We start from the raw sequence: 26,240 nt of genomic DNA on the forward strand, positions 1-26,240 counted from the left end.
CCAATAGGTGCCCAGGCAGCAGTTTATTCAGTAGAATGAGTCTCCGGTACTTTATTCCTGCCTTGACTTCAACAAACAGCCATCAGAAGCTGCTTAAATCCGCCATTTTCCCTTTTTTTAACCCGAGTTTAATTGGGTAGCCAGGTACATTCAATGTCTGGCGAATAAACTTGTCTGGCGAACGATCGTTTAGTGTTTAGTCAGGAGGCAGCGAATAATCCGTCAGCAGGACATTCTGTTTTTAGACGTCAGTTTCTACCAGTAGAGGTAATAGAAACACTTAGCGTCATTTGCGGATACCTTTTCAGCCCCAGATGGGACTTAACACATGTTTAAAAATGTCTAAAATTGCTTTAGTTGTTGGTGCCAGCGGAATCACAGGCAGCAACCTTGCCCAGGAATTAATTAATCAGGGATGGTTGACTTACGGGTTGGCCCGAAATCCCAATCAGGAAATAAATAATTTACAGCCCGTTGCCGCCGATCTGTTAAATCCCGATAGCCTTCAGGCCGCTCTTTTGCCGATCAATCCCACCCATGTCTTTTTCACAAGCTGGATGCGTAATGAAACCGAAGCCGAAAATATTCGGGTAAACGGTGCCATGGTTCGCAATCTGCTGACGGCTTTATCGCCTAAAAAATCAGTTCAGCACGTCGCACTCGTCACCGGGCTGAAACATTATCTGGGGCCATTCGACGCCTATGCGAAAGATGGCTTTTTGCCTGAGACTCCGTTGCGGGAAGAGCATCCACGCCTGGATATCGAGAATTTCTACTACGCCCAGGAAGATGAAGTGTATGCCGCTGCTGCTCGGGACGGCTTCACTTGGAGCATTCACCGCCCTCATACCGTCATTGGGAAAGCGGTTGGGAACATGATGAACATGGGCACTACGCTGGCTGTATATGCAACCCTGTGCCAGCACAGCGGGCGGCCTTTTCGATGGCCTGGCTCCAAAGCACAATGGAATGGTTTATCTGATGTGACCGATGCCCGGGTGTTGGCCAAACACCTGGTGTGGGCAGCGACAACCGAAGTAGCTCGTAATGAAGCCTTCAACGTAGTTAACGGGGATGTCTTCCGGTGGAGCTGGCTTTGGAAGCGGATTGCCGACTGGTTCGGGATTGAGGCCGTTGGTTTCGAGGGTAGCATTCATCCACTGGAAATAGAAATGGCTACCGATGGAGCCCTCTGGGAAAAAATCGTTCAGGAGCATAACCTCGCAGAACCCGATCTGAACCGGTTGGCCTCCGCCTGGCATACAGACCTTGATCTGGGAAGACCCATAGAGGTTATGACAGACATGTCGAAGAGCAGGAAACTTGGCTTCTCGGTCTTTCAATCAACAGAAGAGTCATTTTTTGACCTTTTCGAACAACTGATAGTTGATCGTCTGATTCCATCCGACGCTCATTCAAATAGGACCGTGTAACTGTCAAAACGTACGATTTGAACAAACAGTCCTACTGCTCATTTTATTTATTTAGTACGCGGATCAAAATGAAATCAGCGACTCGGTTCGCCTGGTGTTTAACGGGCAACCCGTTGAAAGATAAAGGTATCCAGTTGCTTAAACAAACCGCAGGTTACTCTCCTAAAGGTCAAATTCCTTTAGGAGAGTAACTGAATAGGTGAATTTATTAGGCTGAGGTTTCTTGTGAAAAGGTTCGGTGTGCGTTTTATTGATTCTGGGATTTTCCCTATCATAGAACCTTTAATAAAGAATTTTAAAACAGAGAAATACATTGCATCAGACTCATTCTATCACCTAAAGTGCGATTACCGAGTGGATGCCACATCATAAACAGCCACGTTTTTCAAGAGTGGCGGGGCGATGCTTTGTGTAATGGTAAGACGGAATTTTGCACCCTCAATCGGAACAACGGGCCGAATATGTTTGTAGCCGATTGTGGTTCCTTCGGCGATGGTTTTCCATTTTTTATCCCTTTCTAACTCCATCTTAAACCCCCTCACCCGCTCACCCTGGGTAATATCCTCTTGCAAAACGATGTAGTTGACGGACTGCTTTTTGTCTAATGTCAACTCAAAAACAGTACCTTCTCCATGGGCCGTTTTGAGGGGATTGGAAAAGAGGCTTTTGATTTCGCGCCCCCATTCGGATAGGCGTTGTACATCGGCTTCCGGCAGCAGGCCTCGGTCGTCGGGCGTTAAACCGATGATCAGGGTCGAATTATGCCCCACCGACCGCTCGTACATATCCATCAGATTTTTTAACGGGAAAATATGCGCGTCGTCATCGGGCTCCCAAAACCATTCATGGCGGCCCTTATACCCTCTCAGCGGTGCGTCCGACATGGCGGGCATCCAGTATTTCCCGTCTTTGTCGCCTTCTCTCAAGAGTTTAAAATCGTCTTTAAAAACAATTTCCTTCTGCGCGGCATGTGAAAACGGAAACGGAAACGTAGCCCAACACGGGTAAGGCACGGTGCCGGATTCGGAGCCCCCCCAGCGAAAATCGGCCCGCTGCGCATTGTGATAAAACAGACATTTGGGTTGGTATTTCTCCACAATCGGCAGTACATCCGCGCCGTATTTAGTGGGGTCGTCGGCACCGCCGTCAAACCAGATCATAAACAGATCGCCGTAGCGTGTACAGAGCTCTTTGACCATGCCTTCACACATTTTTTTGTAGGCCATTTGCCGATTTTTTACCAATGGACTTTCGCCGTCAATCCTGAAATCATGGACGCCCAAAAACGAATTCCACCGGATGCCCAGGTAAATACCGGGGGCAATGCCATATTTCCGACAGGAGTTAACAAAGTCCCGCACCAAATCTCCCTTTCCCTCCTGAAACTTCAGGGCCTTCATGCAATAGGGATTTACGTCGCTTTGATACAGCGCAAAGCCCGTTTCGTGGGTGGCCGTCAGAATGGCAAATTTCCCGCCCATTGCCTTCACGGCTTTGATCCATTGATCGGTATTCAGTTGGGTGGGGTTAAAAATAGTTATGTCTTCAATGGGCGTGATACGATTATAGGCCTGATTGTACTTTTTGCCGTCAAAAACGTGCAGATCATAATGAAAAACGGCCCCCAGCTCCGCTTCATGCCAGGCCATTTGCGAAGGTGTTGGTTTCGGATAATCATGAGCCTGAGCCTTAACGTTTACCGCTAAGCCCCAACTAATAAGAAGGAAAAGTAGACCATTTTTCATTGACTCGTGGCTAATTGGACAAAATGACGCTTACATTAAGAGCTATTTCAGGCTTTACTTCACTTCGTCAGGATATGGGATGGGTTGCCCTGTAGCTTTGAAAGCAGGAAGGTGCGCATTCCGTTTTTTGAGTTCATCGGTAAACAGGCGGGCCATTTGTTTCAGCTTGGCGGGCTGAGTTTTGGCCAAGTCGTTCAGCTCACCGATATCGTCCTTCAAATTGTACAATTCTACGGTTTGGGTTTTGTGCAGATAGACCAGTTTCCAGTCACCCCGGCGCATGGCGCTCCCCCACGAGGTGCCTTTAAACTGTACGTTGGTCCAGTTATTGGGATAATGCCACAGCAGGATTTTTTTGTCGTCACGTTTGTCCTTGTTTTCCATAAACGGCAGTAAATTTTTGCCATCTACCGTTTGGAGGGTCGTGTACCGAGCCACGCCGGCCATGCCTAATACCGTGGGAAAAAAATCGTCAATGCCTACGTACTGACGGGAGAGGCTGTTTGGCTCGATCTTCGGCCCCGACACCAGCATCGGTACCCGAATACCGCCCTCATACAGCGAGCCTTTCCCCTGTTTCAGGGGTAGATTTTGGGTATGTACCTCCCCGCTGCGTTGGTGAAGGCTATAGCCGCCATTGTCGGAAATAAATAAAATATACGTGTTTTTATCCAGGTTATTTGCTTCCAGGTAATCCATGATATCGCCCAAACTTTTGTCCATTCCCTCCACCAACGCCGAGTACCGTGCCTCGGTATCGGTCAAGCCCATGTCAAGGTATTTTTGGTAAAAACGGGCGTCTTTGTCGAAAGGTAAATGAACGGCATAATGCGACATGTACAGAAAGAAAGGCTTCTGACTTGGCTGATTTTCTTTAAGGGCAGCAATGGCTCCCAAGGTAAGGGCTTCGGTCAGGAATATGTTTTTTCCGTGGTATTTCTCTAAATCACGTACGCCCCAGGTGGTGTCGTTGGGGGTACGTCTGAAACTTTTTTCCCCCAAAAAACTACTTGGATGGCCCGCTGCCGTACCGGCAATGTTTTTCTCAAACCCAATGGCGAGTGGATTGGCCGCCGGGGTTCCGTAAGAGGCAAAGTGTGCCTTGCCGCAGTGGAGCGTAACGTATCCTGCCTGCCGCAGCAATTGAGGTAAAGGCGTAGCATGAACGGTGTTGGCAATACCCGCCACGGGACTCATGCCATTGTGATTCCAGCCGGGAGGACTCAGCAGACTGTCGGGGTAATCGGTCGGGGTGTTTTTTTGGGTGTTTGTCCAGTTGGTCACATTGTGTCGTACCACGTTCATACCGGTCATGAGGCTTACCCGCGACGGGGTACAGACGGGGTTGGCGTAGGCATTGGTAAACTTCATCCCTTTACGGGCCAGTCGTTCCATGTTGGGCGTATGGAAGCGCCGGTTAATGGCGGTCTTTTCCTGCCAAAAGGGGACGGATGTATCCTGCCAACCCATATCGTCCACCAGAAAAATGATGATATTGGGCCGCCTTTGCGCCATGACGAACTGACCACAGGCAGCCAATCCCAGAAGTATTAATAATCGTACCATTGCTGTTCAATGCCGACGTCGGCTACCGTTTTTTGATTTTTACAAACCCTTTATTCTGAAATGAACTGTTGTCTGAACTCATTACAACGTTCAGGACTGAACTTGTACCCTTATCAATCTGCCCGGTACGATTGATGAAAAACACATTTTCCTTCGGTTTTCGCTGAATGAATTCCTGAAGTGTATTGGGGTCTTTATCAAAAACGATTACGGCTTTTTCTACCCACATCCCGGTCACGCTGACCGCATTGGTAAAACTCACTTCGTATTGACCGGGGGCGGTAATAAAATTCCCTAAATCAATGCTCATTTGACCCTTGCCATTGACAAAATTTTTGGTGTCCCATTCCTGCACGATCGTGTACTCTTTGGCTTCTTTTTCGGATTTGGGGAGTTCGAACCCACTGACGTAATAGGCCGTCATGCTCCTGATGAGGGGAGTGCCTTTGGTTTCGGTGACTTTTAACTTCAGGGCCGTAAGTTCAACATCCTCAAAATAATCTATTTTGGTGACCCCTACCGAGCTGCCGTCGGTCAATTTTTCCCACTTGTTTTTTGTCAGCCCCCACACTTCGTATTTTCTGATCCGGTGCCCCTGCCGATAGTCTTCTTTCAGGATGAGGTGGTTTATCTTGGTTGGTTTTGTAAACGTCAATTCCACTTCATTGGAGGTTTTGTTTTTTACTTCAGCCAAAGGTTGCTTGAATCTTCGGTTGATCTCTGCCCCAAATTCGGCGTATCTTTTTACATCTCCCGCCGGGATAAGACCGGTAGTATCGGGGTTGGAATTGAGCAGCAGCGTGCCTCCATGCCCGACCGATTTGTAATAGATCTCCATCAACTCGTTCACTGAACGGCGTTTGGCTTCATTTTTAGGCGACCAAAACCAATTGTGGTTGTACAGCGTAACATCCGCTTCCAAAGGAGCCCAGACATCGCCGTCGGGATCATCATCGTATTGGGTCGCTACCCCTGACTTCAGCACCTCCCCTTTGAGCGAATTCCAAACGGGATAATGGAGAATGCCGCTTTCCGTACCGGGCCAGCGAATCGTGGCGTCTGAGCCTTGGAAGATGACGGCCTTAGAAGCATATTTTTGCAGTATATCACTGACCGGCACCTTGCAGGAGCCGTCAAACCACACTTCGAGCATGTCGCCATAGTTAGTCAACACCTCGGTGAGCTGCTGTCTGAAAATTTTATTGTAAGCCTCCTGTTTGGAAGGGTCTTTGGTGATCCCTCCGCTTCCGAGGCCCGCACCCCATTTGATATCGCCGGGATAAATATACACCCCAAGGTTCAGGCCCGCTTTTTTGCAGGAAATTGCCAGGTCTTTTATGACGTCGCCTTTACCGTTTTTCCAAGGGATATTTCTGACGCAATACTCCGTGGTGTAGGTGGGCCACCAGCAGAAACTGCCGGCATGTTTGGCCACAAAAATGATTTCTTTGGCCCTCCACGACTTGGCCACGCGGCACCATTGGTCGGTGTCAAGCTTGGTAGGATTCATTCTCGACATGTCAAACTCCCCTGTTTCGTCGTACTCCCGGCCGAGCCAGGTAGCCACCCCGAAATGAACAAACATGATACGGCCCTGCTCCTGCCATTTGTACTGAACAGCCGAGGGTTTAGCCAATTGTTGACCTGATGAATGCAGATAGGCCAGCAGGCAAACGATAAAAAGAATTTTCTTCATTGGTACAGGAATGATGGGTCAGTTAACGAATCCGAGAAGGGAGCACTTACTTTCCGGCGTCAATTTTAATTTTTCCATTTTTCTCAAAGGCCAACTCCATGTATTCGGAGTTTTGCGCCATTATTTTTACTCCTTTTTGAAACCCGACGGAAGGGGTTTTAAACGGCAGTTTTACTTTTGTTTTTCCGCCTTTCACGGCCGTTATCTCAATACTCGCCACCAAGCCGTTCGTTTTTTGGGCACTCACCAAAAATGCTCCTTCGGCCCGTAAATCTTTGAAAGAAACCTGCTGCCATTTTGGAGGAATGGCGGGAAAAACCTCAATTTGTCCTGCATAGCTTTGCAGGAGCATCTCCTGAATGCCCGCGGCATAGGCAAAATTTCCTTCCAGCGTAAAGGGGCGATAGGTCATGTTCGATTTACCGGACTTGGTTTGGTCGCCGTTGAGGTGAAAGGAGTTGACGGAGCAAAAGGCGGTGGCAAAATCGGTCAATGCAGCCGCTGCTCCTTCGCCGTCTTTGGCGCGGGCTTTTAGGTTGCCCTCCCACGCATACGAATAGCCGCACCACCAGGCAGGGCCGACTTTATCCAATAATTTAAGCGAATTGTTAATGATCTCTTGGTCTTTTGCGCCATTCTCCCAACGAATTTCACCGAGTGGATGGATGGCCATCAGGTGCGAAAAATGACGGTGCGATTGGTTGTAGGGAAGGTCTTTTGAAAATTTAAGTTCTTGATTATCCGACAAATGATACCCCTGAAATTGCTTTAGAATCTTCGCATAATGCTCAGCTTCGGCGGGCCGGTTCAGTTCCAGCGCCAATTCGTTGGCTTTGGCAAACAAAAACCGCATCAGCGACAGATCGTAGTTGGTATTTTCTGTAAACCAGGCGGATTTTTTATTGTCATTGATTTCAGGACTTGAACTTAAGGGCAACTGACGGTGGCCATTTTTATCAATGTAGGTGATCGTTTCGAGGTGTTGGGCTACTTCTTTAAACCAGGGATAGGCACGCGTTTTCAGGAAATCTTTATCCATACTGTACCGCCAGTGTAAATAATAATGCTGCGCCAACCAGGCCGATACCGTGGGAGAAAGCGAATATTGAATCCATCCGCCCATTTCCTCGCCCACAAGCGTAGTGACGCCGGGCACATTGAGACCGCCGGAACCAAAATACCACTGCGTATATTTTTTATACTGTTCCCGGTTTTGGTCAAGGTGGTTGAGATAGCCCATCGCTTCATCCAGGTGGTTGGCACTGTAGGCGGGCCAGTAGCTGAGCTGGGTATTCAGATCATGGTGAAAATCCCCTTTCCACGGGGGAATGCGCCCATTGTCGGCCGTCCAAACGGCCTGCAATGAAATCGGGGGAGTATTGCTTCGGGCTACACTTCCAAACTTATACAGCTCCAGATAATAGTGTTTTTCCAATACCGGATCAGGCAACGATACCGACGATTTAGCCCAAAAGTTGGCCCACCAATTTTGATGCGACTGTCGGGCCGCGCTGTAACTTAGGGCTGATGTTACTTTTTTATAGGCTTCGGGTTGGGGCTTGTTGGGATAATAGGCTGAGATAGCCCACTTTCCCTCAATCGTTTTGGCATCAGTTTTATTCCACTTCACATACACTTCATAATAAAACCCTCCCCATCCCTGCTGAATGTAGCGATAGGATTGGCCGCTTTGGGTTACTTCTCCCTGCTTATAGCCCAGCCTTGCCAGATCATCGCCGTCGACCGGACCGCCGACGGTACTGCCGGAACCGCCCTCGTACTTGGGAGCCAATAACGTAAGTGTCAGATCCGTAAGATTCTCAAACCTGAAGTACCCAATGTTTTGTTTGGCATGCACAAACGATGTCATTTTGACACCGTTTTGCCAGACAATGGCCGCTTCCGCCGTTTCGATATTGAGCGAGGTCTGTTTGACCCCACCCCACGCTTTGACCTCAAATTCAAGGGCAGCGCCGGGTATTTTGGTAGGTGCCGGCTCGCGGTCGTAGGGATGGTCGCCTATTTTCTGTACGGCCCCATAATTGTCGGCAAGCACCTGTTCTTTGACCCAGGCATAATTGAAGCCGGGGGTGTGCAGGTCTTTCATGGGACGCATATCCCAAAGCTCGGCGTGATCGAGCGAAAAGCGCAGTTTATCTTCTTTTTGCCAGATCAATTCGCCGATAAGGCCATTGCCCAGGGGCAGGCCTTCATCCCAGCGGGTAGGTATCTTATCAAATTGAAGCCCGATCTGATTGCGTTGAACTTGACCAAACGAATTCGTTAAAATTAAAATCTGTAGCGAGATGAATACAATTGTCTTTATCATACATGAGGACTAAATAATCGAAGCGATCCCTGCGCAATTTTTCTGGCTCTATCCTTTAGGTGGGCGTATAAGCTACCTTATAAGGGAGCAGACAGGCCAATCAATCAGCGATCACCGAACAACTGAAATTCCCGGATTCCGGGCAGACCCCTCGAATCTTCAATAAGCAATCGGAACTTGCGGGCCTTTATCGGACTGATGACTTTCGACCAGTTGCCCATTGCGGTATCCTGAGCTACCGTTATCCAGTTGCCAGCCTGTTCGTACTGAACTGAAAAGGCATTTATTTTTGACTTTTGGTATGGGAGCTCATGAACGACCAAACGGTTCACGGTTTGTTCTCTCCCCAGGTCAACTTCCAGCCAGCCGCTATGCTGAAACAAATTCATACAGGTATCCGACAGATAGTTCATTTGGCTACCGTAGTAGGTATCGAAGTTTACGTCGGTTCGGCGACCCATTTTCCAGTGCGTATTCGGATTGTCATCGACGGCCGCTGTGGCATCGTGCAAAAATTCACCCAACGCACTCGACGCCCGAACTTTCTGACCGTATGACAGGGCATGGCTCGTTGAAAACGGGATGATCGGTTTCAGTGTAGCGGCTGGTCTGTCGAGGGTTAGAGCTACAACCGTGGCCACAGAATCACGACTTTCCGATGGCAGGTCGATAAAAAGCCCATCAGCTTTCTGGGCCACATTTACCACCTTCCCGCTAAGCAGCCGGGCAGTTTTTACAGTGGCGGGCAGTACCGGCAATCGAATGCTGGCCGGGGCTGACGGGAATAGATACAGGTATACGGTATTTCCCCGGTAAGCACTAACATAGTCATTCCCTGGGGTGTAAGGTCCACCCCGTGTTTCGTACATCGCTTCACTATGTCGATTGATCCAGGCACCCATTTCGTTGGTACGCGTAACAAACGAAGGCGGGAACACACCGGTGCTGTCGGGGCCGATATTGAATAGCAAATTTCCATTGCCACCAATACACCGAAGCAGGGTTTGCATACATTCGGGAAGCGGGCGGGGCGTATCACCGAATTTCCAGGCCCATTGATGCCCCATATTGGTGCAGGTTTCCCAGGGTACGGCGCCGTAACCGGCCACGAAGCCTTCGGGCGTAGCGTAGTCAGAGTACGGACCTACCCGGGCGTGCGACTCATCGGGGTTGAATGGCTCCAGGCGGTTGTTAATGATGATTCCAGGCTGTAAACGGCGAGCCAGTTCATACACGGGTTTGGGATGCGTAGGGCTGGGTGCCCCTTCATAATCGATCCAGAGTACACTGATTTTACCGTAGTTGGTCAAAAGCTCACGCAGCTGATTCATCATACGTTCCACAAACACCCCGTTGGTTTTTGAATTCCGGCAGTCAGGGTCTTTCCAGTCGGCAACGGAGAAATACCACCCGATAGGTAAGCCCGCTTCGTGGGCAGCCTCGGCCAGTTCCTTGCAAACATCCCGGCCAAAAGGCGATTGCATGACGTTGTAGGATATGGTTTTGGTGTTCCAGAGGCAAAAGCCATCATGATGCTTAGCCGTCAGCACAATTTGTTTGAAGCCATTGTCCTTAGCCATCTTCACCCACTGACGGGCATTGAATTGGGTAGGGTTAAATTGCCGGTAAAGCGAATCGTAGCGGGCCGGGCCGTAGGCCTGCCGCGACCAGCTTATTTCCTTCCCGATTCGACTGACAGGTCCCCAATGAACAAAAAGACTAAGGCGGGAGTCGCGCCACCATTGCAGCCGCTGATCGGTAGAAATTGGTTGTTGAGCCAGGACCTGACAGGCGAACAAGCAGCCAAGAAAGACTATAAATGAGGTGCGAAAAGTAGCCATAAAGGTTTTTATAATGAGTTAGTGTCTGAAAGTCGTTTAATTGACAACTGAACGAACAGCAAGTCCGGGGCCGGAGGCTGATTGTACCTGGTGCCCTCGCCAACTATAGTATATGACGTAGCCATAGCACAGCACTGGAATAACAAAAGCCAGCCGTATACCCTGGGTGTCTGACAGCAAGCCCATGATGGGCGGAATTACAGCCCCACCTACCACACTCATGATGATGAGTGAAGAGCCCGTTTTGGTATGTGGGCCCAGATTTTTGATGCTTAACGTGAACAGAATGGGGTACATGACCGACGTACATAACCCAACAGAGGCCAACGCATACATAGAGTCGTATCCGCTTGTCAGCATAGCGACAACAACCAGCAAAGCTGCACCGCTGGCGCAGGTCGTGAGCAAACGTGATGGATTAAGCCGCTGCAAGAGCCAGGCACCTGCCAGGCGCCCCGTCAGCACCAGTGCCATAAACAGGGTAATGAACAGGGCTGCTTTCTGTTCAGTTAAGCCCGGAAGTTGCTGCGCTTTGGCGTAACGGATCAGAAAACTGACAATACCTACTTCGGCACCCAGATAACAAAAGACGCCCAAAGCGCCGAGCACCGTGTGCCGGAATCTAAAAATATCGGTCAGCCGAATACTGGCTTCATCAGGATCGGCAATTGTCGGGAGTTTCACTACCAGCAGCCAAAGTCCCAGCAGCACAAATACACCCGCCAATGTCAAATAGGGGCTTTTGACCAGTTGAGCTTCATGTTGAAGAAAAGTTTCCAGCTGCGCCGGGCTGAGCTGGGCCAGCGTCGATTCGGGCGTATCCTCAGTGTGGAGCAAAAATCGGGCACCCAGATATGGGCCGAGCGTAGCACCGATCGAACCCACCGCCGACGCCAGACTAAGTCGGCTCGACGCCCGTTCGGGCGCTCCCAACACCGATATGTAGGGCGTGGCCGTTACCTCCAGAAACGTAAAACCAGCGGCCATGACAAAGAGCGCTCCCAGAAACAACGGGTAATATCGGGTGTCCGCAGCGGGAAAAAACAGCAATGCACCCATCGCAGCCATCAGCAGGCCGGTAACCATGCCTGCCCGGTAACCAAAACGCCGGATAAACTGACCCACTGGCAAAGCCAGTAAAAAGTAACCGCCAAAAAACGCTGACTGCACCAGCGAAGACTGCAAGTCGGAAAGCTGGCAGGCCCGTTTCAGGTGCGGTATCAATACATCATTTATATTTCGGCTGAGGTTCCAGATAAACATCAGACTCATGACCACAAGCAGTGGCACAACAAAGCGGGATGATTTCATTTGACATGATCGGAAAGCAAAAAAACAGGAGTCATTTCAGCCCAGTGTTCTCCCGGCTGGGATTCGGGAAGGCGCTGCTGAAACTGCCCGATAAAATCGGCCCATTCGGCCTGACGGGGCAATTCCCCAATGCGTCGAAAGGCATCGGCGACCGTAATTCCGTCGGGCGTCTCCACAATCATAAAAAGATGATTACCGATGCGGTAAATCTGCATATCAATCACGCCCCCCGCCCGAATGCCCGCCGGAATCTCGATCCAGGCATGTTCAGGTTGATGAAAGTATTCGTACTGGGCAATTAAGTCGGGGTCGTTTTTCAGGTCAAGAGCTAAACAGGTACGCATACGTATCAGCGTCATTCAGACAGGTTTATCGGTTATCGTTTATACCCTAATTCAGCACCTCCACCAACCGGCATAATACAGCCGGTGATGAAACGGGCTGCCTCCGACACCAGAAAGACAGCGGTATCGGCAACAACGTCGCCTTCGGGGCAGTAACCCAACGCATGAATGTTATCCAGGTACGTGTCAATCAGGGCAGGGTCGGGTTGTTCGGCGGCCCAACTGCGTAACATGGGCGTCCAGACACCAGCCGGGCAGAGGGCATTGACCCGTATGCCAAAGGGGGCATAATCAAGTGCCATGGCTTTGGTCAGCGCATTCATGCCGCCCTTTGTTGGCACGTAACCCGCATGAATCGTTTGCCCCATCTCGCCAACCAGGCTGCTGGTGTTCAAAATGCAGCCTCTCGTTGCTTTTAGGGCATCCAGACCAAACCGGGTTGTCCAGAAAACGCTCTTTAAATTAACACTGAATAGCGCATCCCATTCCGCTTCGCTGGTTTCATGCAGGGGCAGCGAGGGATTGGCAATGCCCGCATTATTATGAATCACGTCCAGTTTGCCAAACTGTTCAAGGGCTGCGGCAATGGCTGTTTCTACGTCGGCACCTAGCTGCACATGGCCCACACAACCGCCGTGGCCTTCGCCCAACCGGCTAAGCAGCATCTGGAGGCTTTTTTCGTCTCGGTCCATTACGAACACCCGGGCCCCGGCTTGGACGTAGGCTTCGGCACACGACGCCCCGATGCCCGATGCGCCCCCGGTTAGAAAGATAACCTTATCGTGCAATGTATACATTAGCTGGTCGCGATTAAATCACTGCTGCTGCCCGGTTCCTGCGGCACCTGATAATATCCATCGACAATCTGAGCGGGCTGCCGGAAATAGTTCCGAAGGTGCGGAATATGCTCCAGAAACAGATTCTCGTGGTTTATGGCGATGTGGTTGAACAAGACCAGATGCTGATGAATCTGGCCCATGTCGCCCACATGAGGCACCACCGGAACGCCAAAGTGTCGGGCCAGTAAGCTAATGGTCAGGAATTCGGATATCCCCCCTACCCGCACGGCATCGACTTGACAGAAGGCCATAGCTCCTGCCTGTAAAAAGTTCTTAAAGATGACTTTGTTCGGGATGTGTTCGCCAGTCGCCACTTTGTAGGGGGCCAGGGCCTCGGCAATGGCTTTATGGCCCTGCACATCATCGGGATGGGTAGGCTCTTCGATCCAGAATGGGTTGATGCTACTCAGCTGAGGACAGATAGCGAGTGCCTGAGGTACGGTCCACCGCTGATTGGCATCGAGCATGAGGGTGGCCGAATCGCCTGCCGTTTCCCGGATCAGCGCTGCCCGCCTAAGATCCCGATTCGGATCATCGGAGCCTACCTTTAGTTTCATGGCCGTAAAGCCATTTGCCATTGCCTTTTTGGTGTTTGACACAAGCTGATCATCCGCGTAATTAAACCAGCCAATCGAGGTGTCGTAGCCCCGGTAACCCGTCTGAAGCACACCTGCCCGGTTGTGGCGGGTTGTGTATTCCTGCGCTAGCATTTCAATGGCTTGCTGCCGATTCATGACTTCATCCAGGTAGCTTAAATCCAGGGTGTTGACCAGTTCCTCGGGCGTGAGGTCAAGCAGCAGTTTCCAGAGGGGCACCTGCCGTGATTTAGCCCACAGATCAAAACAGGCATTAACTATAGCGGCCAATGCCAGATGGACCACCCCTTTTTGCGGACCCAGCCACCGAAGCGAAGGGGAATCGGCCATACTACGGTAGACAGGTGCAAAGTTGGCCATCAACTCTTCGATGTCGCGCCCGGCAAGCGGTTTGGCCAGGTAGTCAATAGCCCGACAAACCAGGTCATTTCCTGCGCCCAGGGTAAAGGCAAGTCCAACACCTTCGATAGCCGATCCCGTTTTTAACACACACACGGCATACGAATACTGGGGCGTTTGGTGAATGGCATCAGTACCCACCCCTTCGCCCAGCGAGAAACGGCGGTCTTGCGTCGTTACCCTGGTGATGTACGTACTGGCCGGTTGAGCCGCCAGGCGGGTTGCAGCCCGAAAAACTGGATTATTCATCATCGGTTTACTCTGAACGATTGTCTGTTTTTACGGAAATTCATTGAGTTGCTGACGGTAGTCGCGGGGGGTTAGGCCTTTGGTGCGTTTAAATAACCGATTGAAGTGGGTAATACTGTTAAAACCACTTTCAGTGGCCAGAACGTCAATGGTATGTTTCCGTTCCTGCATCAGTTTGCAGGCGTACCCTATGCGGAGTTCGTTCACGAATTGGACAAACGGTTTCTGGGTTCGGCTTTTGAAGTACCGACAAAACGAAAACTCGTTCATGTTGGCTAGAGCGGCAATTTCGCTTAATGGAATATCGCGTCTGAAATTGGCAATAATGAATTGAAACAGACGCTCCATACGCTGCTGGTCATTCTCGGAATAACTGTTTACGTACTCGGGACTCGATAAAAATCGGCAATCCGTAGCCTCCATCAAGCCATTCAACAAGTGTAGGAAGGCCACCAGCTTACCCATTCCTTCCTGCCGAAAGAGGGCCTTAAAGCGGTTGATAAGCTCGGTTTTAACAGCCCCTGCATAAACGATACCCCGGCGTGAGTTGGCCAGCCACTGTTCCAGCGCTTTTTTGCCGCCGAAACCCGCCAACGAATCCACCAGCTGGTCGGGGTCGATATACAGGGCCAGTGTATGAGCGCGCAACTGCTCACTCCCCTCGAAGTATTTTTTGTCATTGTACCAAACATGTGGCACTCCCGATCCCAGGAAAACCAATTCGCCATGCTCAAAGTATTCAACGTTGTCGCCAACGATCCGCTGTCCTGAACTGGCTACGATATAGGTCAGCTGGCATTCGTGGTGGAAATGAAACTCGGTCGAGTAATACGGCTGGACGATTTCCCTGGTCTGGAAAACCCGGTTTTCCGATGCGTTAATACCAAGTATTGCCTGAACAGGTTTCATGAAACAGAATTAATTGGACAATTTTAGGCTTATACAATTCCCTTATTGTCGTATTTATACAAATATATCCTTGATATCAACCTAAAATTTGCCTAAATTTGGCTAATATCAGTGCATTATTGACATTTCAGAAATTTAAACGGTTGAAATTGGGGGATAGAAACACGAATAATAAAAATGCCCTCAACTGTAGGATGAGGGCATTGGTGAAATTTACCTTGTAGTTTGCCTGAAAGCGGATTCAGAAAAAAGGGTATTATTATTCTTGAACGGGCGGTGTTGCCCTTAAAGCATTGGCCCACCATCCACCCCGTACAAGTGCCAACTTGACATTAACAGGAAGTTGATCACCCTTGTCGAACCAGCCGGACACTCCGACATACCCCACCAGGGCTACTTTCTCGAACCTGTTGTTAGGTTGTGGTCAATACAAACGAAGCCCCTGCTGGAAATAGCAGGGGCTTCGTTTGTATTGACTATGGAATAAAATCAGCAAATCCCGATTTTACTTCACTTCTTCGTAAGGCACATCCGAGACGTTGTCACCGGCGGGCTGACCCTGACCGTTGGCAGCGCCATCACCGTTTCCAGCGAAGCCGGCACCGTCCATTGGGTTGGCACCCGCGCCGTTGGTGGCATTGTACATTTCGGTCGAAGCCGTTGCCCAGGCTGCGTTCAGTCCTTCCAGTGCGCTATCAATGGCAGCCGCGTCACGAGCACCGTGGGCAGTACGCAACGTAGCTAAGGCTGTTTCAATAGCCGACTTGTTGCCTTCCGACAATTTGTCGCCGTATTCTTTCAATTGTTTCTCGGTTTGGAAAATCATCGAGTCCGCAGCGTTCACTTTTTCGACCGCTTCACGTTCGGCTTTATCGGCCGCTTCGTTGGCTTTCGCTTCTTCACGCATGCGGTTGATTTCCGCTTCGGTCAAACCGCTAGATGCTTCAATCCGGATCTTCTGCTCTTTACCAGTGCCTTTATCTTTGGCCGTTACGTGCAGGATACCATTGGCATCAACGTCGAAGGTTACTTCGATTTGGGGAACACCACGGGGTGCCGGTGGAATATCCGACAGGATGAACCGGCCTAGCTGACGGTTCTGGGCAGCCATTGGGCGCTCACCTTGCAGGATGTTGATTTCGACGCTTGGCTGGTTATCTGAAGCCGTCGAATACACTTCCACTTTCTTACTCGGAATGGTCGTGTTGGCGTCCACCATTTTGGTAAATACGCCACCCATTGTTTCGATACCCAGCGACAGCGGGATAACGTCGAGCAGAAGAACGTCTTTCACCTCACCCGTTAATACACCACCCTGAATAGCAGCACCAATGGCTACAGCTTCGTCGGGGTTAACAGCTTTGGATGGTTTCCGTCCGAAAAGTTTTTCTACTTCTTCCTGTACTTTCGGAATCCGGGTTGAACCACCGACCAGGATCACTTCATCGATCTGGCTGGCCGATAATCCCGAATTCTTCAGGGCCCGACGGCAGGGCTCCAAGCTGCGCTGAATCAGCGAATCCGATAATTGCTCGAATTTCGACCGGCTCAGTGTTCGCACCAGGTGCTTAGGAATACCATTTACAGGCATGATATAGGGCAGGTTGATTTCCGTGGAGTTTGAGCTCGACAGTTCAACTTTAGCCTTTTCAGCAGCTTCTTTCAACCGTTGTAGGGCCATTGGGTCCTGACGCAGGTCGATCGCTTCATCTTTCTTAAACTCATCAGCAAGCCAGTCGATGATTACCTGGTCAAAGTCGTCACCTCCCAGGTGGGTATCACCATCGGTTGATTTTACTTCGAACACGCCATCACCTAACTCCAGAATCGAAATATCAAACGTACCACCACCTAGGTCAAATACGGCGATTTTCTGATCTTTATTTGTTTTGTCCAGACCGTAGGCCAGCGCGGCAGCGGTAGGCTCGTTAATGATCCGTTTAACGTCCAGACCGGCAATGGCACCGGCTTCTTTGGTCGCCTGACGTTCTGCATCATTAAAGTAAGCAGGCACCGTAATTACGGCCTCTGTCACGGTCTGACCAAGATAATCTTCGGCCGTTTGCTTCATCTTCTGAAGAATCAGTGCCGACAGTTCCTGGGGAGTATATTGCCGATCTCCGATGCGTACGCGGGGCGTACTGTTCGGGCCGTTTTCAACATCGTAAGCGACGTTTTTAATTTCGTTTGTCACCTCGTTATAGCGTTTTCCCATGAAACGCTTTATAGACGAGATCGTATGTTTCGGGTTGGTGATGGCCTGGCGTTTAGCGGGTGCGCCTACTTTGCGTTCGCCGTTGCCGTTATCCATAAATGCGACCACCGAGGGGGTTGTCCGCGCTCCTTCGGAGTTGGGGATCACGACCGGCTCGTTGCCTTCCATCACGGCCACGCACGAGTTCGTGGTGCCTAAGTCAATACCAATTATTTTTCCCATGATTGGATTTAGTTTCTTTAAATGCTGTGGTTGTAAACTGACAGACACAACCTATCTAACAATACAAATGCCAGCCCGAAAGATTGTTCGATTTGCTGTCAGATTGGCAGAAGAATACAATTATATGGGCCAAAATGACGTCTATCGTCGGAACCACGCGCAGAAGTTGGCAGAGTTTTTTGGCTCGGAATCATTAGAAATAGGAGAATCGAGCCTCTGGACAGGAAAGCAAATTATTACCTGATTCGTCTCTTTCCGTAATTAACCCCGCTATGCTAGTTATCAAAACAGCTCACCAACTAGTCGCTTTTTTATTGGAAATTGCCATGCTGATCGTCATAGGTATGTGGGGTTTTCAACTTCGGCAGTCAACGATCGAAAAATACCTGATTGGCATTGGGCTTCCACTGCTGGCAGCCTGTCTTTGGGGTCTTTGGGCGGCCCCCCGATCCGCCTACCGGCTGGAACTGCCTTATCGTGTCTTGTTCAGTTCGACACTTTTTGGCGTAGCCGCTTTTTTACTACATCGCCTTGGTCATACAACACTGGGTATTTTATTCGCCCTTATTGCCGTTGTGAGCGCAATCCTTGAATTGATTTTCGAGCGGTAAACGGAGTCGGTAACGGATATTCCCGAATCCTCCTGTCGATTTGCTTTTTACACTGGGTAAAATAACGGAGGCAGGTCCATTATGGACCTGCCTCCGTTTAAACATGTATTGCTAGAAGCTTATTTGCCGCCGAACAGACCGCCCAGCATACCTCCTAAGCCACCGCCACCCTGCTGACCCGCTACGCGCAGCAAATCATTCATATCTAATTTTCCATCGGCCATGGCTGATCCAGCCATACCCATCCAGTCAATACCCTGTTTCCCCGTTGCTGCGCCCAGAATCGAGTTACCATCCACAGAAGGGTCATTCGGATCAGATGCTTTATTCATCAACTTGCCTAAAACCATAGGAACCACTGCTGATGCCACAGACATGGCAACTTGTGGCGAAATACCTAATTTTTCCATCAGGTTCTGCTCCACATGTTGCTGTACCCCCTGCGTTACAGGACTGCTTTGAACATTTCCACCGCCATTGACAACCATACCGAGCAAATTACCCAAACCACCACCCTGAGCCTGTTGACCCAGACCGCTCATGATGCTACCGGCAACGGTTTGCATAACGCTATCGTTCTGGCTGTTAGGGATAGCCGGATTGTTGATGACAGCCTGACCCGATTGCTGCTGAACCAGATTCATTAATGTTTCTAACATGGTTTTTTTGTATTTAAAAAGTAAATAGGAATAGGTTTGTAGGACGCCGTGCCTCAAAAGTAGACAAAATCGACAGCAAACTTTAGCTGGAATCGCTTAATTTTAAGCCGAATCTATTTTCCTCCTATGACGAACGAAATGCCAATAAGTAGCGGTGAAGAGCCTAAAGATACCCTTTTGAGTGAACAGCTAACCCCGTTGTTAACTGATTTGTTTTATCCAAGTGAATCCGATGAACCTATTGAACCGGTTACGTGCTATTTAAAACAGCCTGAACCACTTATAGTTAGCCAAATAAAAGATTGGTTAATGCTCCCGCCCTCCATTTATGTAGAAGAAACCCCTGAGAACGACTTTTGGCAGCCCGTTGTCCAGGACGAAGATTGGTTTACGGACGAAGAGAAAGCCCGGACGACTAAATTCCGGGTTGTGAAAGAACTTCTGGAGAAAGAATTAACGGTACGGCAGGTTTTCAAGGTGGGTGAGTCCGAAATAGACGTATACCTCCTCGGCCGTCAGGCGGACGGACAACGGACAGGCCTCAAGACAAGGATCATTCAGACCTAACCCACGTCACAAAAAGGAGCGGGGAGTAAGTAACAGGAGACCAACATGCGTCAGTCCCTCCTGTTACTTACTCCCCGCTCCTATTACTTATTTCTGTTTACTTCACTTGACCCACAACGGCGGCAAATGCTTCCGGATGGTTCATGGCCAAATCGGCCAGTACTTTGCGGTTGAGTTCGATGCCCGATTTGTGTAGAGCACCCATGAAAGCCGAGTACGACATTCCATGTAAACGCGCACCCGCGTTGATCCGCTGGATCCAGAGACCCCGGAAATCACGCTTCTTGGCACGGCGGTCGCGGTACGAATACCCTAAGCCTTTTTCGACAGCATTCTTAGCTACTGTCCAAACATTTTTACGCCGACCAAAATACCCTTTGGCCAACTTCATTACTTTCTTCCTACGCGCCCGTGAGGCTACGTGATTGACGGAACGTGGCATTGTATGTTACTTGTTTTTTGACGATCGGCGGAATTAAACGTGAAAAACGTCGAATGAAACGTGTAAAATAAATTAATCCTATTCATTCATAATTCTTCAATCTTCATTCGCTTTTTGGGCCGGGCATCGGGTGAAACTTAAACCAGACGCAACTGCGTCTTTTTTGTCTTAGACGTTCAATAACGCCTTGATGCGTCGCTCGTCTGGACCATCAACAAGAGCAGCATGCACCAGATTGCGCTTCTGCTTCGTTGACTTTTTCGTCAGGATATGACTGTGGAAGGCGTGCTTCCGCTTGATTTTTCCAGTGCCGGTCAGCTTAAAACGCTTCTTGGCCGCTGAATTGGTTTTTACTTTTGGCATTATAGTAAACCGCTTTGTATGGAAAATTAAGTAAACAGGCCGCAAAGATACAAAAAAAAGTAATACCCAGTGAGTGTATAGCTTAAATACCAGAGGTTTTACGTTTGAACAGGCAATCGGTCTGGCCATTGATTAAAAGAACACCTTAATCCACCAGACAACCGAATCCATATGAACTGGCAGTAACAAAAACTCCCTGAAAATATAGCCAGCTGGACTATTTCTTCAGGGAGTTTTACTCGTGGCCGATTGGAAGGAATGCGCCGTATCAGGAAACATCCAACCGGTTAATCACCACTTTATTTTTTAGGAACAACCACTTTCGGCGACAGGAACATACTCATCCGTTTACCCTCCAGTTTTGGTTCCGATTCGATCTTACCGTAATCTTCCAGTCCTTTGGAAAAACGTTCGAGTAGCTGAAAACCCCGATCTTTGAAAACGATAGCCCGTCCAACGAATTGAACATAAGCTTTCACTTTCGCTCCCTCTTTCAAAAAGTTGATGGCGTGTTTGAGTTTGAACTCAAAATCGTGATCATCGGTATTCGGGCCGAAGCGAATTTCTTTTATGACAACTTTCGTGGCATTCGCCTTGATCTCTTTCTGCTTTTTCTTCTGCTCGTATTTGAACTTGGAGTAGTCCACAATGCGACAGACGGGCGGCACGGCGTTAGGAGACACCTCAACGAGGTCAAGGTTTTGCGCTTTAGCCATGGCTTGCGCTTTGTTTGTCTCGTAGATTCCCTGCTCTACATTCTCACCGACCACACGCACTTCGCGAGCCAGGATACGCTCATTAACTTTGTAGGGTTCTTCAACCACGCGACGGGGTGGTCTCCGCTGGGGTAATGCCATAAATTGTGTTTAGTGTGCTATTTTATTCGTTTTGAAAACGTACTGTGGCTCAAAAAGTTCGGGAATCTATCGAAAATACTCGTCCGGTGCAAGTTTAATTCAGAAGTTGTAACTAGTAAGTTCATAAGTAGCAGGTACCGACAGAAAAGTATTACCAGGCACCTTGCCCTTATGAACGTACTACCTAAACGACGGCTACACCATCACTTCGGCCTGAAAGGTCTTAATGAATTCGGCAACCGGCATGCTGCCTAAGTCTCCCTGGCCCTTGCGTCGAACGGAAACCGTGCCTTCGGCAGACTCTTTATCGCCAACAATCAGCATGTAAGGCACTTTATTGACTTCGGCATCCCGAATTTTACGGCCAATTTTTTCGTCACGGAGGTCAACGAATCCACGAATGTCATTCTCCTGTAAGCTGAAAAACAGGTCGTTGGCATAATCTTCGTATTTTTCTGAAATCGGCAGTATGGCAATCTGATCGGGAGAAAGCCAAAGCGGGAAATTTCCACCCGAGTTTTCGATCAGGATAGCAATGAACCGTTCCATCGAGCCAAACGGTGCCCGGTGAATCATTACCGGACGGTGCTTTTGATTATCAGCTCCGATATACTCCAGTTCAAACCGGTTAGGCAGGTTATAGTCTACCTGAATCGTTCCTAATTGCCATTTACGCCCAATAGCATCGCGCACCATAAAGTCGAGCTTGGGACCATAAAAAGCGGCCTCGCCCAACTCCGTTACTGTTGGCAATCCTTTTTCGGCAGCGGCTTCGATAATAGCGGATTCGGCCTTCTCCCAAAGGTCATCAGAACCAATATATTTGGTTTTATTTTCAGGATCACGAAGGGAAATCTGGGCGCTATAATCTGAAAAACCCAGTGTATTGAACACGTAGAGTACCAGATCAATCACTTTCATGAACTCCTCTTTAACCTGGTCGGGGCGGCAAAAGATGTGCGCATCATCCTGCGTAAAGCCCCGTACACGGGTCAGTCCATGCAATTCGCCCGATTGCTCATAGCGATAAACCGTTCCAAACTCAGCCAGCCGAAGGGGTAGATCACGGTAAGAGCGCGGTTTGGTTTTATAGATTTCACAATGGTGCGGGCAGTTCATGGGTTTCAGCAGAAACTCCTCGTTCGGGTCGGGCGTTTTAATAGGCTGGAACGAGTCTTCGCCGTATTTATCCCAGTGCCCCGAGGTGACGTAAAGCTGCTTGCTGCCAATGTGGGGAGTCACAACGGGTGAGTAACCGGCACGCACCTGCGCTTTCCGCAGGAAGTTCTCCAGCCGTTCGCGCAAGACAGTTCCTTTGGGCAACCACAAGGGTAGCCCCGCTCCTACCTTTTCCGAAAACGCAAACAGTTCCAGCTCTTTGCCCAATTTACGGTGGTCACGTTTTTTGGCTTCCTCGAGCAGAAACAGATACTCGTCGAGTTCTTTCTGTTTGGGGTACGTAACTGCGTAAATCCGGGTTAACTGTTTATTTTTTTCATTACCACGCCAGTAGGCACCGGCTACGTTCATCAGCTTAGCCGCTTTGATAAACCCTGTGTTTGGAATATGGGGTCCGCGACAAAGGTCGGTAAACTCACCCTGGGTATAAAACGTAATCGTGCCATCAGCCAGGCCTTCCAGCAGATCAAGCTTATACGGGTCGCCCTTTTCTTCAAAGTAGGCGATGGCATCTGCTTTGCTCATGGGTGTCCGGATATAGGCCTGTTTCTGGCGAGCCAGTTCAAGCATTTTATCCTCTACCTTTTTAAAATCTTCCTGCGAGAACGGTTGTCCACCCAAGTCGACATCGTAATAAAATCCGGTTTCTATGGCCGGTCCAATGCCAAATTTCACACCCGGATAAAGCGCTTCGAGGGCTTCGGCCAGTAAGTGAGCGGAAGAATGCCAGAACGTCGCTTTCCCTTCGGCATCGTTCCAGGTCAGCAGCTGCACATTGGCATCTTCATCAATTGGCCGGGTAGCATCCTGCACGACCCCGTTGACTTTGGCAGCCAGCACATTACGAGCCAGACCTTCACTAATTTTTGTGGCAATATCCAACCCGGTGCTTCCCTTGGGATATTCCCGAACGCTGCCATCGGGCAACGTTACGCGGATTTGTTCGTCCTGCGCAATCATACGTTTACTAGTTAGTTAATGGGTACCCGCAGCTCACCTACAACTGTAAGCCACTTAATTTTATGTATGATGTATAGTTTAATGTCGTAAGATACTGAATCAGCATTTACCACATACATCATTAATCAACCATCATACATACAACATCCTGCATCAATTAATCGGTTTCACCGTTCGCTGGAGCGAATCGCCGGAACTGCTTGTTACACGGGCTTTCGGCTGAAGGGTCGAAATGTTTACCCGGGTGGTGTCAATTACGGTTCGGTTGCGCGCCTGCGATACAGGTTTGGCAACCGTATCCGGCAAAAATAAGGAGTTATACGAATTTTGTGCGTACTGTCTTCGTTGTGAGCGCCATAAACCGGCAGCAGCCTGCTGATCAGCCATATTTTGCTTCGTTGCTTTTGTATAGGCGGCAATGGCCAGATCGAATTGACCCATCTGCTCATGGCAGTAGCCTACATACGTATCAATACGCGGAAACTGGGGCCTAAGCTGCTGAACACGCTGATAATTAGCCAGAGCCGCATAATAATTACGAAACTTCTGATTGATCAGTCCCATTTGAAAATGCGCCTGGTAATAGGTCGGCTGGATCGCTATCGTCTGTTGGTAATACGTCATGGCACTATCGAGCTGCCCAACGGTATGATAAATCAACCCTCGCCCATAGGAAAGCCGGGCATTATTGGGAAAATAGCGAATGGCTTGTTGATTATAAGCCAAAGCCGAATTGAGATCGCCGAGTGTTCTGTATACCGAGGCCAGTTGATTATACGTTTCCAGATAACGGGGCTTTAAGCGAAGTGACTGCTGGTAAAGGTTTATCGCCTGTGCTGTATCTCCCTGGCGGGCTGCCATGAGGCCATTAAAAAAATAAGCTTCTCCGTCGTAGGGAGCCATTTGCAGGGCTTTTGCTACGTAAAGTTTCGCTTTATCAAACTGATTTTGCTGTTGCAGTAAATCGCCCTGTAAGGTATACAACTCAGGCGTATCAATACCCAGTATTTCGGCTCGCTGAGCGTTTTGCAGGGCTTTGGCGGGTTGTTGTAATGACCGCAGAATCTGGGCCTTGGTCAGGTAGTACGCGCCGGCATTGTCGTTCCGGCTGAGGGCTTCATCAATATCATCCAGTGCCTCCGTCAATCGGCCCATCGATAATAGAATAACAGCCCGCTTGGCATAAGCCGACGCGGGTGAGGATTGATTGATGGCGAGTGTCAGGGCACGTAGAGCCCCCTCTACCCGACTTTTATCGCCGGGTTTTGGAAAATCGGGAATATGAGCGGTCTGCCGGTCATCGCTGGTACAGGAAACCAAAAAGAGCGAAAGACTGAACAGAAAGACGAAAGAGGGCAAGAGCGAAAGAGCGAAGGAGCAAAATCCAGTTGAAGCAGGACGCTCTTTCACGATTTTACTCTTTCGCTCTTTTATACTTTTCATGACGAAAATCGATAGAATACCCCCAAAGGTAGCCTTTTTTGAAAGCTGTCCTGCATGGCTAATTCCCCCCATTCAGGGTTAGGTACTTCACCGAAAACCTGGCCGATAAGGTTATCCAGAATTAATGAGGAGAAACCAAGGGAATATAGATTAATGATAAAAAAGAAGTCAGTCCGGTCGAGTAAGTCAGCGCATGATTTCAGCAAGTCATTCAACTGCTCTTCCAACACCCATTTCTCCCCATCGGGTCCGCGGCCATAGGCGGGTGGGTCAAGAATAATGCCATTATAATGGTTTCCCCGACGTACTTCCCGCCGAACAAATTTTACGGCATCCTCTACAACCCAGCGAATGTTGTCCAGTTCACTGTGATCCATATTTTCCCGAGCCCAGCTAATGACGGGCTTAACGGCATCGACATGCGTTACATCGGCTCCGGCCTGCCGGGCAGCCAGCGATGCACCTCCCGTATAGGCAAACAGGTTCAATACTTTCGGCCGGGTCCCTTCGGCGGATATAGCCTTTATTTTTTCGTGAATATAAAGCCAGTTGTTAGCCTGTTCTGGAAAAAGACCAACATGCTTAAACGTAGTTAGGGCCAGTTTAAATTTTAACGCCAGTCCTTCCTGCTTGAACGACACATACCAGGGGTCTCGCATGTCGGATGAAATCTGCCAGTCGCCCCGTTCGGGCGATTGACGGTCCCGGCGAAAAGTAGCGTGTGCCTGATGAGCCCATTCATCTTCGGAAAGCGACTTGTCCCAGATTGCCTGGGGTTCAGGGCGGGACAAAATGTAGTCACCAAATCGTTCGAGTTTTTGAAAATTACCCGAATCGATCAATTCATAGGCGTCCCATTTTTCAGGGGTAATCAACTGAATATCATTCATAGTAGTGTATGAAGAATGATGAGTAAAGATTGAAGAGTCGGTGAGATTTTACTCTTCATTCTTCATGGAAGCGTATTCACCCTTCACTGTCTTTCTGTCCCATTTTTAAAATTAGCTCAAATTCGTCGACCCGAACGGGCATTACCGACAGCCGCGATTGTTTGATGAGGCTAATGGTAGATAACAGGGGCTCTGCCTTTATCTGCGCCAGTGTAACCGGCTTTTGCAGCGGCATAACCGGCTCCAGTTCAATGGCTACCCATCGGGTATCATCCGGTATGGTTGGATCAGGGTACGACTCCCGTACAACGGAAGCCAGACCTACAACGCAAGGATTTGTGACGCTATGGTAAAACAAAACCTGATCACCCAGACGCATGGCCTGCAAGTTGTTACGCGCCTGATAATTGCGAACACCGTCCCAGACAGCCCGTCCCTGTTCAATAAAATGATGCCACCCGTACGTTTCGGGTTCCGATTTAACCAGCCAGTAATTCATGTAGTGTAGTGGGTAAACGTAATTAAATGAGTGGAGTTACACGGAACATGACGTTGGCCAAGGGTTGAACGTCACT

22 protein-coding genes are annotated in these 26,240 nt (G+C 49.4%); 3 read left to right on the top strand and 19 right to left on the bottom strand.

The window, feature by feature from the left end:
- The first annotated feature begins 338 nt into the window (after nt 1-338).
- Nucleotides 339-1,433: an SDR family oxidoreductase gene (locus tag ACYVK4_RS15570; RefSeq protein WP_461128444.1), complete on the top strand. Its 1,095-nt coding sequence runs from the start codon at nt 339-341 to the stop codon at nt 1,431-1,433.
- Nucleotides 1,434-1,780: 347 nt separating this feature from the next.
- Here the strand turns inward: ACYVK4_RS15570 and ACYVK4_RS15575 are convergent, their stop codons facing one another.
- The 11 genes from ACYVK4_RS15575 to dnaK all read right to left on the bottom strand — a co-directional run bounded on the left by ACYVK4_RS15575 (nt 1,781) and on the right by dnaK (nt 17,694).
- Entirely contained in the window at nt 1,781-3,178 is a 1,398-nt protein-coding gene (locus ACYVK4_RS15575) for an alpha-L-fucosidase (protein WP_461128445.1), read from the bottom strand.
- Between the two features lie 54 nt (nt 3,179-3,232).
- Complete coding sequence (locus tag ACYVK4_RS15580) at nt 3,233-4,744, bottom strand: sulfatase (protein WP_461128446.1); 1,512 nt, start codon at nt 4,742-4,744, stop codon at nt 3,233-3,235.
- Nucleotides 4,745-4,766: 22 nt separating this feature from the next.
- Nucleotides 4,767-6,440 (bottom strand): alpha-L-fucosidase, encoded by a 1,674-nt coding sequence (locus tag ACYVK4_RS15585; RefSeq protein WP_461128447.1) that lies wholly within the window; start codon nt 6,438-6,440, stop codon nt 4,767-4,769.
- A gap of 46 nt (nt 6,441-6,486) precedes the next feature.
- Nucleotides 6,487-8,769 (bottom strand): glycosyl hydrolase family 95 catalytic domain-containing protein, encoded by a 2,283-nt coding sequence (locus ACYVK4_RS15590; RefSeq protein ID WP_461128448.1) that lies wholly within the window; start codon nt 8,767-8,769, stop codon nt 6,487-6,489.
- 104 nt (nt 8,770-8,873) lie between these two features.
- Complete coding sequence (locus ACYVK4_RS15595; protein ID WP_461128449.1) at nt 8,874-10,610, bottom strand: alpha-L-fucosidase; 1,737 nt, start codon at nt 10,608-10,610, stop codon at nt 8,874-8,876.
- Between the two features lie 36 nt (nt 10,611-10,646).
- The gene (fucP, locus tag ACYVK4_RS15600) at nt 10,647-11,921 is read right to left on the bottom strand and encodes an L-fucose:H+ symporter permease (protein WP_461128450.1); all 1,275 of its coding nucleotides are present in this window, start codon (nt 11,919-11,921) and stop codon (nt 10,647-10,649) included.
- A complete protein-coding gene (locus ACYVK4_RS15605; RefSeq protein WP_461128451.1) occupies nt 11,918-12,265 on the bottom strand; it encodes an L-rhamnose mutarotase in 348 nt (115 codons plus the stop codon). Before ACYVK4_RS15605 ends, fucP begins: the two co-directional genes overlap by 4 nt.
- 32 nt (nt 12,266-12,297) lie before the next feature.
- Complete coding sequence (locus tag ACYVK4_RS15610) at nt 12,298-13,062, bottom strand: SDR family NAD(P)-dependent oxidoreductase (RefSeq protein WP_461128452.1); 765 nt, start codon at nt 13,060-13,062, stop codon at nt 12,298-12,300.
- Nucleotides 13,062-14,351: an enolase C-terminal domain-like protein gene (locus ACYVK4_RS15615; protein WP_461128453.1), complete on the bottom strand. Its 1,290-nt coding sequence runs from the start codon at nt 14,349-14,351 to the stop codon at nt 13,062-13,064. The genes ACYVK4_RS15610 and ACYVK4_RS15615 overlap by 1 nt, the downstream gene beginning before the upstream one ends.
- 27 nt (nt 14,352-14,378) lie before the next feature.
- Nucleotides 14,379-15,257, bottom strand: coding sequence for an AraC family transcriptional regulator (locus ACYVK4_RS15620; RefSeq protein ID WP_461128454.1), 879 nt, complete (start codon nt 15,255-15,257; stop codon nt 14,379-14,381).
- A 505-nt stretch (nt 15,258-15,762) separates the two neighbouring features.
- Complete coding sequence (gene dnaK / locus ACYVK4_RS15625) at nt 15,763-17,694, bottom strand: molecular chaperone DnaK (protein ID WP_461128455.1); 1,932 nt, start codon at nt 17,692-17,694, stop codon at nt 15,763-15,765.
- A gap of 272 nt (nt 17,695-17,966) precedes the next feature.
- Here dnaK and ACYVK4_RS15630 point away from each other — a divergent pair, with 272 nt between their 5' ends.
- Nucleotides 17,967-18,305: a YrdB family protein gene (locus tag ACYVK4_RS15630; protein WP_461128456.1), complete on the top strand. Its 339-nt coding sequence runs from the start codon at nt 17,967-17,969 to the stop codon at nt 18,303-18,305.
- A 119-nt stretch (nt 18,306-18,424) separates the two neighbouring features.
- Here ACYVK4_RS15630 and ACYVK4_RS15635 read toward each other — a convergent pair whose 3' ends face one another.
- Nucleotides 18,425-18,964, bottom strand: coding sequence for a hypothetical protein (locus ACYVK4_RS15635; RefSeq protein WP_461128457.1), 540 nt, complete (start codon nt 18,962-18,964; stop codon nt 18,425-18,427).
- 138 nt (nt 18,965-19,102) lie between these two features.
- Here ACYVK4_RS15635 and ACYVK4_RS15640 point away from each other — a divergent pair, with 138 nt between their 5' ends.
- Nucleotides 19,103-19,531 (top strand): nuclease A inhibitor family protein, encoded by a 429-nt coding sequence (locus ACYVK4_RS15640; RefSeq protein ID WP_461129607.1) that lies wholly within the window; start codon nt 19,103-19,105, stop codon nt 19,529-19,531.
- Nucleotides 19,532-19,628: 97 nt separating this feature from the next.
- Here ACYVK4_RS15640 and rplT read toward each other — a convergent pair whose 3' ends face one another.
- From rplT to ACYVK4_RS15675, 7 genes are all read right to left on the bottom strand, one after another.
- A complete protein-coding gene (gene rplT / locus ACYVK4_RS15645; RefSeq protein ID WP_461128458.1) occupies nt 19,629-19,973 on the bottom strand; it encodes a 50S ribosomal protein L20 in 345 nt (114 codons plus the stop codon).
- A 168-nt stretch (nt 19,974-20,141) separates the two neighbouring features.
- A complete protein-coding gene (rpmI, locus tag ACYVK4_RS15650; RefSeq protein ID WP_097125602.1) occupies nt 20,142-20,336 on the bottom strand; it encodes a 50S ribosomal protein L35 in 195 nt (64 codons plus the stop codon).
- A 299-nt stretch (nt 20,337-20,635) separates the two neighbouring features.
- Nucleotides 20,636-21,193: a translation initiation factor IF-3 gene (gene infC, locus ACYVK4_RS15655; RefSeq protein ID WP_461128459.1), complete on the bottom strand. Its 558-nt coding sequence runs from the start codon at nt 21,191-21,193 to the stop codon at nt 20,636-20,638.
- 195 nt (nt 21,194-21,388) lie between these two features.
- Complete coding sequence (gene thrS / locus ACYVK4_RS15660; RefSeq protein WP_461128460.1) at nt 21,389-23,332, bottom strand: threonine--tRNA ligase; 1,944 nt, start codon at nt 23,330-23,332, stop codon at nt 21,389-21,391.
- Between the two features lie 153 nt (nt 23,333-23,485).
- Nucleotides 23,486-24,775, bottom strand: coding sequence for a tetratricopeptide repeat protein (locus tag ACYVK4_RS15665; protein WP_461128461.1), 1,290 nt, complete (start codon nt 24,773-24,775; stop codon nt 23,486-23,488).
- Complete coding sequence (locus tag ACYVK4_RS15670) at nt 24,772-25,665, bottom strand: class I SAM-dependent methyltransferase (RefSeq protein ID WP_461128462.1); 894 nt, start codon at nt 25,663-25,665, stop codon at nt 24,772-24,774. Before ACYVK4_RS15670 ends, ACYVK4_RS15665 begins: the two co-directional genes overlap by 4 nt.
- A 76-nt stretch (nt 25,666-25,741) precedes the next feature.
- Nucleotides 25,742-26,164 (bottom strand): EVE domain-containing protein, encoded by a 423-nt coding sequence (locus tag ACYVK4_RS15675; protein ID WP_461128463.1) that lies wholly within the window; start codon nt 26,162-26,164, stop codon nt 25,742-25,744.
- Nucleotides 26,165-26,240: the final 76 nt, after the last annotated feature.

This window comes from Spirosoma aerophilum, assembly GCF_054782495.1.